The sequence below is a fragment of the Vibrio splendidus genome (assembly GCF_024347615.1).
Taxonomy (GTDB): Bacteria; Pseudomonadota; Gammaproteobacteria; order Enterobacterales; family Vibrionaceae; genus Vibrio; species Vibrio splendidus.
This window is the reverse complement of the sequence record NZ_AP025508.1, coordinates 70243-82661: the sequence shown is the minus strand read 5'-3', so window position 1 is coordinate 82661 and position 12419 is coordinate 70243. Positions and strand designations below refer to the sequence as shown.

Here is a 12419-nt window from a genome sequence, read left to right as displayed (position 1 = left end):
CAGTACCACTCTATGTTGCCACTCATGGTACAATAGGCGACCTTATGCCGAGCACGGTTATTTTACACAAATTCACAAAAAAGTAATCAATCGACTACACAAAGTCGAGATGGAGTTAACAGTGAGCGTAAAAATTCATTATCAAAACACGCATTTCATTACCAGTGCACCTGATATTCGTCATTTACCAGAAGACGAAGGGATCGAAATTGCGTTTGCAGGACGCTCCAATGCTGGTAAATCTAGCGCGCTAAATCGCGTTACAAACCAAAAAGGCTTGGCGAAAACCAGTAAAACACCCGGTCGAACTCAGCTAATTAACCTATTTAAGGTAACGGACGGTTGTCATATCGTCGATTTACCAGGATATGGCTTTGCTCAAGTCCCGCTTGAGATGAAGAAAAAATGGCAGAAGTCGCTAGGCGAATACCTACAACGACGTGAAAGCCTGAAAGGTTTAGTGGTATTGATGGATATCCGTCACCCAATGAAAGACCTTGACCAACAAATGATCTACTGGGCTATCGATAGCCGCATCCCAGTACAAGTTTTGTTAACAAAAGCAGACAAACTGAAAAGTGGTGCGCGTAAAGCACAGCTACTGAAAATCCGTAATGATGCGAAATCTTTCGGTGGTGATGTTGCGGTTGATGTCTTCTCTTCAATGAAGGGTATCGGCGTTGATCAACTGCGTGCCAAGATGGATGAGTGGTTTGCCCCAGTGTTTGCTGATCAGATCATTGATGAGCTAGCGGACGAAGAGCACAACGACTCAGAGTAATTCCTCTACTTATCGCTATAGGTTAGAGCACTGACAACACGTGATTTAGCCTTATCAATACCCTTCCTTATATAGGTGGGGTATTTTTTTGCTCAAAAATTAGTGAGTTAAACCTAAGTCTTGAGAATTAAAGACAAGATTAATCAGTTAGAAACGAGAGAAGTGAACCATACTAAAAGACACATCTAAATAAACAGAACAATGAGAAAGGAATACTCATGTGGAAAACACCGTTGGCCATCATTGCACTAATGCTGGTCTCATTGACAGGGTTCGCCTCTGAAGCAGAACAAGAACAAGCCCCACTGATCAATGTTGATATGACCTTAGACTTAGATGGTATGGAAAAATACGCTCAAGATGCGAGTGAGTCTCTTGAGGTGATATCGCAATCTTTGCAGGCGATCGTCAACAACCCCAACCTTAGTGAAGACCAACAACAAGCTCTGAACCAAACCGTTGAAAGCATCAACAAGCTTGCGAGCTCTACCAAAACATCACTCAATCAACTCCCACAAGCCTTAGACCAATCTCGACTCGCCTTTAAAAAGACCAGTCAAATGCTGTTGGATGATATTCAGACCAAGATCATCATTGCGTTAGCAGCCGTTATCGCTGTCATTGTTATCGCTTTGACTGCTATCTACCTACTCATCCTAAAACCCATGCAGCAAACCTTGGTGAAAGCGACCAACAATATCTCTTCTATGGCGCAATCCATCCAAATCACCGCCGAAGCGCTGAAATACAGTACTGAGAAACAACAAGAAATCATGGATTACATTGAGCATTCACCCACTCAATACACTGATAAATAAGGTGTAAGCGATCAATCCTTTATCGGCAACTTGTAAAATAAAAGTTATTTTAAATGATAAAACAATTAAATTAGAGACGGATTTAAATTACCAAATGCTGATCGAGTTCCAGATCTAAGGCAAATCAGGTGTTTATCACTGTGCTTGAGAAAGCGTAAGAAAAGACACTAAAAAGGGCGGGGTTGCGGGAGTAATAGTAGGTTAGAAATATTTTTCTTTCGCACAAGAAAAAACGCCCCAGTCAAATACTGACTGGGGCGGCTGAATCAGCCTAATCCAATAACGTGAAACAAAAGGTCTGAAAGATAGAACATCTTACCTCTGTACCCTACAAGATTTAATGTACAACAATTGCTCAGAAATGAAAACAATTTTTGTAGTTTTTTTTCATGAATGTTTTATTAAAACACCTAAACTCTTCTTACGGCTCAACTTTATTCGAGACAAAAAAAAGCCAGTGTTTGTGCACTGGCTCATACTAATTCACTCAATAAGGTCAAAAACTGATTAGTGGGCTTGATCCCAGTTGTCACCGTGGCCTGCTTCCGCGACTAACGGTACTTCTAGATCAGCGGCTGACTCCATCAATTGTTGTACTTTACTTTCAATTTCGGCTAAAGCTGACTCTTGAACTTCAAATACCAATTCATCGTGTACTTGCATCAATAGCTTCACACGACCATCGCCTTCCGCTTGAATCCATTCATCCACTAACAACATCGCTTTCTTGATAATGTCTGCCGCCGTACCTTGCATTGGCGCATTGATCGCCGCACGCTCAGCGGCTTTACGACGCATGCCATTACGAGATTGAATTTCAGGCAGGTGCAAACGACGACCGTAAATGGTTTCAACGAAGCCTTGCTCTGAAGCCGCGCTGCGTGTGTCTTCCATGTACTGCATTACACCAGGGTAGCGTTCAAAGTAAGTGTCCATGTAGTGCTGTGCTTCACCACGAGGAATACCCAGTTGCTTAGCCAAGCCAAAGGCACTCATGCCGTAAATAAGGCCGAAGTTAACGGCTTTAGCACGACGACGCTGTTCAGTGGTAACTTGATCAATAGCCACGCCGATAATCTCAGCAGCCGTTGCCGCGTGAATATCTTTGCCTTGTTGGAACGCTTCCAGCAGCGCTTTATCACCCGATAGGTGCGCCATGATACGCAATTCAATTTGAGAGTAATCGACCGCTAGGATCTTCCAACCATGTTGTGCAACGAATGCTTGGCGAATACGACGACCCTCTTCATTACGAATTGGGATATTTTGTAGGTTTGGATCCGTCGAAGACAAACGACCGGTTGCCGTTACCGCTTGGTGGTAAGAAGTATGAACGCGACCCGTTTCAGCGTTGATCATCTTCGGTAGTTTATCTGTGTACGTCGACTTAAGCTTCGCAAGACCACGATACTCAATGATCAGCTTAGGCAACGGGTAATCAAGGGCCAGCTCTTGCAACACTTCTTCGTTAGTTGAAGGCGCACCTGATGGCGTTTTCTTGATAACCGGTAGACCCATTTTTTCAAACAGGATCGCTTGCAGCTGTTTTGGCGAGTTCATGTTGAACTCTTGCTCTGCAATCTCGTAAGCTTTCTGCTCTAACTCATCCAGACGAACCGCAATCTCTTGTGATTGAGCCCCTAGCAGCATGTCATCGATGAATACGCCAGTACGCTCAATGCGAGACATCACAGGAATCAGTGGTACTTCGATTTCTTCATAGATGGTTTTAAGCTTTTCATCTTGCTCGATGTTTTCCATCAGGCGGTTATGCAGACGTAGTGTCACGTCAGCATCTTCTGCAGCGTATGGAGACGCTTCACCCAGCTCAATCTGGTTGAAAGTAAGTTGTTTCTTACCTTTACCTGCGATTTGCTCAAATGAGATGCAGCTATGCTGTAGGAAGCGTAGCGCTAGGCTGTCCATATCGTGCTTGCCACCTACGCTATTGAAAACGTAAGAAGCCAACATAGTGTCGTGTTTGATGCCCTTCATCTCGATACCGTAGCGCGCTAGCACACTCATATCATACTTCAGGTTTTGACCCACTTTTGCTTGAACATCATCTTCAAGAATCGGCTTAAGCTGTTCAAGTACCCAATCACGGTCCAGCTGCTGCGGTGCATCTAGGTAATCATGAGCAACCGGCACGTAAGCGGCAACGCCTTCTTCGGTTGCGAATGACAAGCCAACGAGGTTCGCGACCATGTAATCTAAGCTGTCTGTTTCAGTATCGAAAGCAAACAATTCAGCTGCTTTAAGCTTTTCTAGCCAAACATTGAATGACGCTTCATCTAGAATCGTTTCGTAGTTGCTGCGATCAATCGTCACGGCAGACGTATTCATCTCCACGGTAGACGTTGTTGCAGAAGCGCTGCTGCGTACTGAACCAGCTCCCGTTGCTGCAGATCTTTCATCCGCCTCAACCACACCACTACCACCTTCAAGCAGCTCGTTCAACCAAGATTTGAAAACCAGTTGGCCGTATAGTTTGATCAGCTCGTCGATATTTGGCTGTGCTTTGACGAGTGACTCTGGTGTCTCTTCAAGTTCAACATCTAACTTAATTGTCGCAAGCTGGTAAGACATATCAGCATTGTCTTTATTATCAGCCAGCTTCTTAGCCATGGTTTTCGAACCACGGAAACCAAGCGCCGCAATATCATCAAGATTTTGATACAACTTTTCGATACTACCGATACCTTGCAGCAATGCCGTCGCAGTCTTATCGCCAACACCTGGAATGCCCGGAATGTTATCTACTTTATCGCCCATCAGCGCGAGATAATCGATAATAAGCTCAGGCGGAATACCAAACTTCTCAATAACACCTTCACGATCCATCACCACGTTGGTCATGGTGTTGATTAGGGTAACGTTGTCATCGACCAGCTGCGCCATATCTTTATCACCGGTACTAATAAGCACAGGCATACCCATCGCAGAAGCTTGAGAAGCCAACGTACCAATCACGTCATCTGCTTCAACGCCGGGAATAGAGATAAGTGGTAAACCCATCGCACGAATCACATTGTGCAATGGTTCTATCTGGCAACGAAGATCGTCAGGCATAGGTGGGCGGTTTGCTTTGTACTCTGGGTACATATCATCACGGAACGTTTTCCCTTTCGCATCAAAAATAACCGCAATACGATCAGAAGCAAATTGACGCATCATGCTGCGTAGCATGTTAACCACACCATAAACAGCATTCGTTGGGATATCACCATTGCTCATGGTGCCAGGGTAAGCATGGAACGCGCGATATAGGTAAGAAGAGCCATCGATCAGAATCAATGGATTATCAGGAATACGAGCCATAATGTTTGTGAATCCAGTAAGTACAGAAATTATCTGTTAAGAATGCCACGTCTGTTGGTTGGATTCTACGTTGTCGATCTGTATCCGTTCACTCGGTTGTGTTCGTAATAATCGATTTGTTGTTATTTTTTGTTCTTAGACACAAGCGTTCTGTGGATAACTCTGTTTATATTATTTACCCACCCTGTTGAGAACTAAGGTAAACCACCGAAAAAACGCAAATAAACCACTGAAAATAAACGATAAAATTACAGATCGAACATATGATCAACGATCTTTTCTCGATCTTGCATTGTGGAAAAGAATGCTGATGGCGTTTTATTCATAAAAAAACGTGCCACTAAATATGCATCTTGTTGAAATGGAGGTATAAAAAAAGCGACACCCGAAGATGTCGCCTAGCAAAAACCGGTAAAGCCATTCAAATTGAATACCACAGCTTTACCTAAAAGCTATAAATTACACTGGAAGCAATGTGAGCAATGTCGTGTCAAAAAGAACTTAGTACAAGTTCGCGAGAATTCTGTTGGGTAACCAAGTAAATACTTGAGTACTTAACATCCTTGTGAACATTTCCTCATTCCCTAAGACGAAGTTAATAATAATGATTCTCATTTAATAGTCAACACTTAAATGATAATAAATCTCATTTAATTTATAAACCGTTAACCGCAGTGCTCAAATTTGCTTCAAAAAATGAATTCTATGGGCATTAATGTCTTCTTTTTCTTCAAATTTTTCGATTAGGTAACCGTTTCTCAATAACAGGCGCAACATTGCAGGGAACTGGTTACGAGACTTAACCTTTAACTGCTTGTAGCCCTGCTCTTGCGCCCACTGTTCTTGAGCGTCTAATTGCGCCTGTGCAACGCCTTTGTTCCTCGCGAGCGGTGATACGCCACCAAACCAGCTATAGAACGTGTTTTCATCCAATTCATAACCGATCTTAAAACCCAGTAACACACCCGCCTCTTCAGCAACGAGGAGCAGGCTTGTTTTACCCGCTAATCGCTCCGATAAAGACGCTACACTCTCTTTTTTGGCGAACTCGGTAATCTGTTCAACAACAGAAACAACCTCTTCTAATGAGCCTTCACGCACAATGACAGACATCTTGTTTCATCCTCATAAAACAAAAGGGCTGGCACAACGGCCAACCCTTTGGTGATCATATGGTTTGCTTGATCGTACTTACCTGCCTTGCAAGTGCTCAGCAGCTTGTGCGTTATCTTCAGCAAGCCACTCTGCGACATCTTTAGCGAAATACGTCAGGACGCCATCAGCGCCAGCACGCTTAAAGCACAACAGTGATTCCATTACGGTTTCGCGCTCTTTCAGCCAGCCGTTTTGAATCGCCGCTTTGTGCATCGCGTATTCACCAGATACTTGGTAAGCAAACGTAGGCGCTTGCAGTTCGTGCTTAACACGACGAACAATATCAAGGTAAGGCATGCCTGGTTTCACCATCACCATGTCCGCACCTTCATTAAGATCCATCGCGACTTCATGAATTGCTTCATCGCTGTTGGCTGGATCCATCTGGTAGTTCTTCTTGTTACCACCTTTCAGGTTCGAAGCACTGCCAACTGCATCACGGAATGGGCCGTAGTAGCACGATGCATATTTTGCAGAGTACGCCATGATTTGAGTATGAATGTAGCCAGCTTCTTCTAACGCTTCACGGATTTTACCAATACGGCCATCCATCATGTCTGACGGTGCAACCACATCAGCACCCGCTTCAGCGTGTGATAGTGCCTGCTTGATTAAGACTTCAGTCGTCTCGTCATTCATCACGTAACCATCTTCATCGATGATGCCGTCTTGACCATGAGTAGTGAACGGATCCAGTGCTACGTCAGTAATCACACCCATATTTGGCACGTGCTCTTTGAGTAAGCGTACTGCTCGTTGTACCAAACCTTCTGAGTTATGAGCTTCAGCCGCGCATAAACTTTTAGCATCTTGGTTCACTACCGGAAACAGAGCAATCGCAGGAACACCCAATTTTGACAGGTAATCCGCTTCCTCAAGCATAAGATCGATAGACAGGCGTTCAACACCTGGCATTGACTCGACAGGTTCACGACGCTCTTTACCCATAAGAATAAACATTGGGTAGATGAGATCATCCACAGACAATTGATTTTCTGCCATTAGGCGACGGCTAAAGTCGTGCTTACGCATACGGCGCATACGACGACCTGGGAATTGACCTTGAATTGAAACAGACACTAGATTCTCCTTGCCTAGTCTAAGCACCAAAATGCTCAGATATGAAAGTGCTAAATACAGGCAAAAGCATATCACTGATGGCTCAGGACGCTAACAGTAAAATATAAAACCCACTCAAAAACAGGGATAAATGGCAAAAAATGACCTTCTCCTCACACTGCCGTATACTCATGACAACTCAGAAAAGACCGCTTTCAGGACACAACAATGATCGACACCCATGCCCATATTTACGCGAGCGAATTCGATGAAGACCGCGAACAAGTCGTGCAACGCGCGCTTGCTCAAGGTATTGATACCATTCTGCTGCCGAACATCGATTTAGAATCTATCGAGCCAATGCTCGCGACGGAAGCTCAGTTTCCTGAGGTGTGTCGTTCAATGATGGGCTTACACCCTTGTTATGTGGATGCGAATATCGAGCAAACCCTCAAAACCATTCGAGCTTGGTTTGATAAACATGACTTTATCGCGGTGGGTGAGATTGGTATCGACTTGTACTGGGATAAAACCTTCAAGGCTGAACAAGAGATGGCGTTTGTGACTCAACTGCAGTGGGCAAAAGAGCTTGATCTACCTGTGGTGATCCACACTCGTGATTCCATTGAAGAGACACTTAACCTACTTCGTAAAGAACAAGATGGCAGCTTACGCGGGGTATTCCACTGTTTTGGCAGTAGCTTAGAGGAAGCTCAAGCGATCAACGAGCTAGGCTTTCATTTAGGTTTAGGCGGCGTATCGACCTTTAAGAACTCGGGGATGGATAAGGTGATTCCACATCTTGATATGAATTACGTCATCCTAGAGACAGATTGCCCATACTTAGCACCAACACCGAATCGCGGTAAACGCAACGAGCCCGCGTACACCGAACTGGTGGCAAAACGCATCGCTGAATTACGCGGAATTACCCTTGAAGAAGTCGAAAATATAACCACCATCAATGCTAAATCATTGTTTAATCTATGACAAATCTATTAATAAGTAAATATTACGGATTTATCCTCAATTCATTTGAGAAAACTAGGTGATATGTATACTATCAACCGCCTGCATATGGAGGTAGTTGATTATGTGTGATCACTCACAACACTTACAACGTCAACATCGAACTCTATGGCATAAAATTTGGGGCATCAAAGAGCTCTATATATGTCAGAACTGTGGTTATCAGTTAAAGATTCGATAAACAGACATAATAAAAAAGCGGCCTAGGGCCGCTTTTTTATTATGTGATTTTTACTGAAGAACTCTAACGATCATGCTCATCCGTAATGACTACGGCTTTTATAGCATCTGCAAACATGGCATCTGCGAATTAAGACTCCGCTTCTTCCTCTTCATCCGCATCTGGTTTACGCACATAGAAACGCGCGAAGAACAGACCAATCTCAAACAGAATACACATTGGAATCGCCAACAGTGTCTGCGAAATCATATCAGGCGGCGTTAGCATCATGCCGACAATAAACGCGCCTACAACAATGTAAGGACGCTTCTCTGCCAGTTCTTTAGGTGTCGTTGCACCCGTCCAACATAGCAAGATAATGGCGACTGGCACTTCAAAAGCGATACCAAAGGCAAAGAACAGCGCGAGTACAAAATCAAGGTAACTCGATATGTCGGTTGCGAACTCTACTCCCCCTAATGATATGGCGGTAAAAAAGCCAAATACCAGCGGGAATACAATGAAGTAAGCGAACGCCACACCACAGTAAAACAGCAATGAGCTTGAAGCCAATAACGGCATGATCAAGCGCTTCTCATGCTTGTATAAGCCCGGAGCGACAAAAGCCCACACCTGATACAAAATAAACGGAACCGCGAGGAATATAGACGCGATCAAGGTCAGTTTTAAGGGTGTGAAAAATGGTGACGCTACATCAGTTGCGATCATCGTCGCGCCTTCAGGTAAGCGATCTACCAAAGGTGCAGAGACGAACTCATAAATATCATTAGCGAAATAAATTAGCCCAACAAACACCACCAGAACAGCAACAATCGCGCGCAATAGGCGATTACGCAGTTCTAGAAGATGGCTAATTAAAGGCTGTGTCTGCTCAGTCGAAGACATGTCAAACCTCTTAAACAGGAAGATCGAAAAGGAGCCGCGTGTATCTATCCAGTTGAATTGGTATCCACTTGAATAGTTATTTACTTAAATAGCTGTCTACTTAAATAACTACATAAGTATCTGGCGACTCCTCCTTGCGAGACTATTCGGCTTTCTTATCTGACGGTGCTGAAGCTTCACTGTTGATCTGAATAGTTTCAGATTCCACAGTTTCCGTGACACTAGGTTCAGTCTCACTCGGCTTATCAGACTCAGGCTTGGCATACGGGCGTTGAACTTGAGCAGCGGCCTGCTTAAGTTCATCAACTGATGCTTTTAGGTCTGGAGATAAATCTTCCATACCCATTTTTTCCGCCTTGCGTAGGTTTTCTTGCAGCTCTTGCACCTTAAGCTCGTGAGAAAGTTCATCTTTCACACTGTTTGCCATGCTTTTCGCTTGTCCAACAAACTTGGAAATACTGCGAATCGCCACAGGTAAACGCTCAGGTCCTAAAACGACTAACCCAACGACAGATATTAATACCAGTTCCCAAAAACCGATATCAAACACGATTTACGCCTGCTCTTTGTCTTTCTTTGTTTCAGCAGTCGTTTCAGCGCTAGCTTCTTTCTTCTGCTGTTCAATGTTCTTTGGTTCAAAGTCTGCGTCTTTCTTATCTGCAGGCTTATCTTCATCGCTCATTGCTTTTTTGAAGCCTTTCACCGCTGAACCTAAGTCACCGCCCATGCCGCGCAGTTTCTTCGTTCCGAAAAGTAAAATTACAATCACAGCAATGATTAGAAGTTGCCAAATACTGATACCACCCATTGTCATTGTCCTCGGGTCTGTCTACACATAAAAAATATTAAGGGAGTCTACTGTCTAACGACGGTAAGCTCGCCAACTTAGCAGCCAAAATGTGACACCTGCGATGCCACAGCCCATAGATAGCTGCTCATAAGGGCTTGAAACTAATATTGCGGAGCATACGACTAAAGTAGCTCCAACGCCAAACAAAAACTTTCCTGTTGCTTGCTGACGCTTACTATCTCGGTAACCTTGATAAAGCTGATCCATTCTGTGGTTCATCGCTTTACCTTGGCGCAAGCTGTCATAAAGTAGCTCTGGCAGCTCTGGCAGTTTTTCTGCCCAGAATGGCGCACGCTCTTTTACTGCGTTAATCACAGCTTGCGGCCCCACCTGATTCATCATCCAGGTTTCAAGGAAAGGCTTCGCCGTTGCCCACAAATCAAGTTGCGGATACAGCTGACGGCCTAGGCCTTCGACATACAACAAGGTCTTCTGAAGAAGCACCAACTGAGGTTGAACCTCCATGTTGAAACGTCTTGCTGTATTAAATAAGTTTAGCAACACATGGCCAAATGAGATCTCGCCAAGTGGTTTTGCAAAAATTGGCTCACACACCATGCGAATCGCGAACTCGAAATCGTTGACGTTGGTGTCGTGTGGAACCCAACCCGAATCCACGTGCAGCTCTGCGACCTTACGGTAATCTCGATTGAAGAAGGCCAGCAGGTTCTCTGCTAAATAACGCTTATCTTCACTGTTGAGCGTGCCAACAATGCCACAATCCAAACCAATCCACTGAGGGTTATCCGGATTTTCTGGATTAACGAATACGTTACCCGGGTGCATGTCGGCATGGAAAAAGCTGTCTCGGAATACTTGAGTGAAGAATACCGTCACGCCACGTTCTGCCAACAATTTCATGTTAGTGCCGTTGGCGTTTAGAGTTTCAATATCGGAAACCTGAATACCATAGATTCGCTCTGACACCATCAGGGTTTCACTGCTTAAATCAGGGATAACCTCTGGGACATACAGCTCTTCGCTGCCTTCAAAATTACGTCGCAGCTGAATGGCATTGGCTGCCTCTCGGCGCAGGTCCAGTTCATCAATTAACGTTTTTTCGTACTCGTGAACGACCTCAACCGGTTTCAAACGACGTGCTTCAGGAAGCGACTTAGCGACTATACGCGCCATTCGGTGCATCAGTTTTAGATCTGCATCAATCACCGGGCGAATATCAGGGCGAATTACCTTCAGAACAATCTCGCGGCCGCTCTCTTTAAGCTTTGCCGTATGCACCTGAGCGATAGAAGCAGAGGCCAATGGCTCGATATCAAAGTCGGTAAACCAGTTATCTAAACTGCCACCCAGTGCCTTTTCCATATCTTGCTTGGCCAATGCGCCATCAAATGGAGCGACTTGGTCTTGCAATAACGCCAATTGATCAGCGATATGAGGAGGGAACAGATCACGACGTGTCGACATCATTTGACCAAACTTGATCCACACTGGCCCAAGTTCTTGCAGCGCAAGGCGTAAGCGATGACCCAACTCTTTATCTTGATGCTTGTTCTTAAGCCAAAACAGTGACTTTCGCGCCAGTAAAGGAGCTTTAGTCAAATGGTGCTCAGGCATCAATTCATCAAGGCCGTACTCTAACTGTACCTTGATAATATGATAAAGACGTTTCAGTTCTGTTGGGGTCATATTTTCTCCAACAGAGCGTTCAACTTAGCTTCAAGGCGAGCTACCGAGCTTTTTACGTCATCAACCTGATCGCAAAAATGCACCACTTCTAACGGAGCCGGTGCAATCTTCCACTCTTCTGTCAGAACCTGAGCAACATGGTTTTGATGCTTAGTTGCTTGCTTCGCCACAAAACCACCGACGTTTTTAACGCCTTGTACCACGGTATGCGCAACCACATCGCCCGTTACGCGCGATAGCCACTCTTCTAAGTCCGGCTTGCAGTCTGTCATCAGCTGAGCAAATTTTTGTGCGAGTTGAATGTCACCCTCTAAGATCAGCTTATCTTGCTTGATCAGCTTGGTGATGTTCGATTGCTCACGCAGTTCAGGCAGTACCGATAGGTTCAAAGATAGGTAGCAATCAGGTTGCCCTTCGAATTCAGACAACACATCGATTTGTTGGCTAAAAACGAAAGTGAGTGTTTTATTCAACTCTTTCAAATTGACTTGAATGATCTGCCCCTTTAAACGAGACAAACGACGAACCAAGGCTGGATCATCGTTCACGAAAGTATTTAAAGAGGTTTCAATAACCGCGGTTACCAATGGATCAAATGGCATGACTGTCCTTACCTTTGAAAACGGATAAGCGTTAACCTATCCGTTCTGTCTTTATTCTTATCTTTAGCACGCCCTACGAGCCTGCTACCAA

General features: G+C 44.5%; 12 protein-coding genes. 3 read left to right on the top strand and 9 right to left on the bottom strand.

From position 1 onward, the window contains the following. The first annotated feature begins 121 nt into the window (after positions 1 to 121). Positions 122 to 781: a ribosome biogenesis GTP-binding protein YihA/YsxC gene (yihA, locus tag OCU90_RS00370; RefSeq protein ID WP_004735573.1), complete on the top strand. Its 660-nt coding sequence runs from the start codon at positions 122 to 124 to the stop codon at positions 779 to 781. A 218-nt stretch (positions 782 to 999) separates the two neighbouring features. Continuing rightward, positions 1000 to 1599 carry a hypothetical protein gene (locus OCU90_RS00365; RefSeq protein ID WP_017081700.1) on the top strand — a complete coding sequence of 200 codons (600 nt, stop codon included), beginning with the start codon at positions 1000 to 1002 and terminating at the stop codon, positions 1597 to 1599. 266 nt (positions 1600 to 1865) lie between these two features. Here OCU90_RS00365 and OCU90_RS26195 read toward each other — a convergent pair whose 3' ends face one another. From OCU90_RS26195 to hemB, 4 genes are all read right to left on the bottom strand, one after another. After that, complete coding sequence (locus OCU90_RS26195) at positions 1866 to 1913, bottom strand: hypothetical protein (RefSeq protein WP_438356636.1); 48 nt, start codon at positions 1911 to 1913, stop codon at positions 1866 to 1868. A 193-nt stretch (positions 1914 to 2106) separates the two neighbouring features. Continuing rightward, positions 2107 to 4920: a DNA polymerase I gene (polA, locus tag OCU90_RS00360; protein WP_061023654.1), complete on the bottom strand. Its 2814-nt coding sequence runs from the start codon at positions 4918 to 4920 to the stop codon at positions 2107 to 2109. A 678-nt stretch (positions 4921 to 5598) separates the two neighbouring features. Beyond that, positions 5599 to 6033 carry a GNAT family N-acetyltransferase gene (locus tag OCU90_RS00355; RefSeq protein ID WP_061023652.1) on the bottom strand — a complete coding sequence of 145 codons (435 nt, stop codon included), beginning with the start codon at positions 6031 to 6033 and terminating at the stop codon, positions 5599 to 5601. 78 nt (positions 6034 to 6111) lie between these two features. After that, positions 6112 to 7155, bottom strand: coding sequence for a porphobilinogen synthase (gene hemB / locus OCU90_RS00350; protein WP_017081703.1), 1044 nt, complete (start codon positions 7153 to 7155; stop codon positions 6112 to 6114). Positions 7156 to 7362: 207 nt separating this feature from the next. On the opposite strand from hemB, the gene OCU90_RS00345 reads away from it, so the two are divergent. Beyond that, positions 7363 to 8124, top strand: coding sequence for a TatD family hydrolase (locus tag OCU90_RS00345; RefSeq protein WP_061023651.1), 762 nt, complete (start codon positions 7363 to 7365; stop codon positions 8122 to 8124). 349 nt (positions 8125 to 8473) lie between these two features. Here OCU90_RS00345 and tatC read toward each other — a convergent pair whose 3' ends face one another. The 5 genes from tatC to OCU90_RS00320 all read right to left on the bottom strand — a co-directional run bounded on the left by tatC (position 8474) and on the right by OCU90_RS00320 (position 12328). Continuing rightward, positions 8474 to 9229, bottom strand: a complete 756-nt coding sequence (gene tatC / locus OCU90_RS00340; protein ID WP_004735567.1) for a twin-arginine translocase subunit TatC — start codon at positions 9227 to 9229, stop codon at positions 8474 to 8476. Positions 9230 to 9371: 142 nt separating this feature from the next. Next, positions 9372 to 9779: a Sec-independent protein translocase protein TatB gene (gene tatB / locus OCU90_RS00335; RefSeq protein ID WP_017091435.1), complete on the bottom strand. Its 408-nt coding sequence runs from the start codon at positions 9777 to 9779 to the stop codon at positions 9372 to 9374. 3 nt (positions 9780 to 9782) lie between these two features. Then, a complete protein-coding gene (gene tatA, locus OCU90_RS00330; RefSeq protein ID WP_004735565.1) occupies positions 9783 to 10037 on the bottom strand; it encodes a Sec-independent protein translocase subunit TatA in 255 nt (84 codons plus the stop codon). A gap of 54 nt (positions 10038 to 10091) precedes the next feature. Continuing rightward, a complete protein-coding gene (gene ubiB / locus OCU90_RS00325; protein WP_017079346.1) occupies positions 10092 to 11726 on the bottom strand; it encodes a ubiquinone biosynthesis regulatory protein kinase UbiB in 1635 nt (544 codons plus the stop codon). Further along, positions 11723 to 12328, bottom strand: a complete 606-nt coding sequence (locus OCU90_RS00320) for a ubiquinone biosynthesis accessory factor UbiJ (RefSeq protein ID WP_061023650.1) — start codon at positions 12326 to 12328, stop codon at positions 11723 to 11725. Before OCU90_RS00320 ends, ubiB begins: the two co-directional genes overlap by 4 nt. Positions 12329 to 12419 lie beyond the last annotated feature (91 nt).

Coding starts and splice junctions, on each gene's coding strand:
- OCU90_RS00365 (WP_017081700.1), top strand. CDS start 1,000: ATGTGGAAAACACCGTTGGCCATCATTGCACTAATGCTGGTCTCATTG.
- polA (WP_061023654.1), bottom strand. CDS start 4,920: ATGGCTCGTATTCCTGATAATCCATTGATTCTGATCGATGGCTCTTCT.
- OCU90_RS00355 (WP_061023652.1), bottom strand. CDS start 6,033: ATGTCTGTCATTGTGCGTGAAGGCTCATTAGAAGAGGTTGTTTCTGTT.
- OCU90_RS00345 (WP_061023651.1), top strand. CDS start 7,363: ATGATCGACACCCATGCCCATATTTACGCGAGCGAATTCGATGAAGAC.
- tatC (WP_004735567.1), bottom strand. CDS start 9,229: ATGTCTTCGACTGAGCAGACACAGCCTTTAATTAGCCATCTTCTAGAA.
- tatA (WP_004735565.1), bottom strand. CDS start 10,037: ATGGGTGGTATCAGTATTTGGCAACTTCTAATCATTGCTGTGATTGTA.
- ubiB (WP_017079346.1), bottom strand. CDS start 11,726: ATGACCCCAACAGAACTGAAACGTCTTTATCATATTATCAAGGTACAG.
- OCU90_RS00320 (WP_061023650.1), bottom strand. CDS start 12,328: ATGCCATTTGATCCATTGGTAACCGCGGTTATTGAAACCTCTTTAAAT.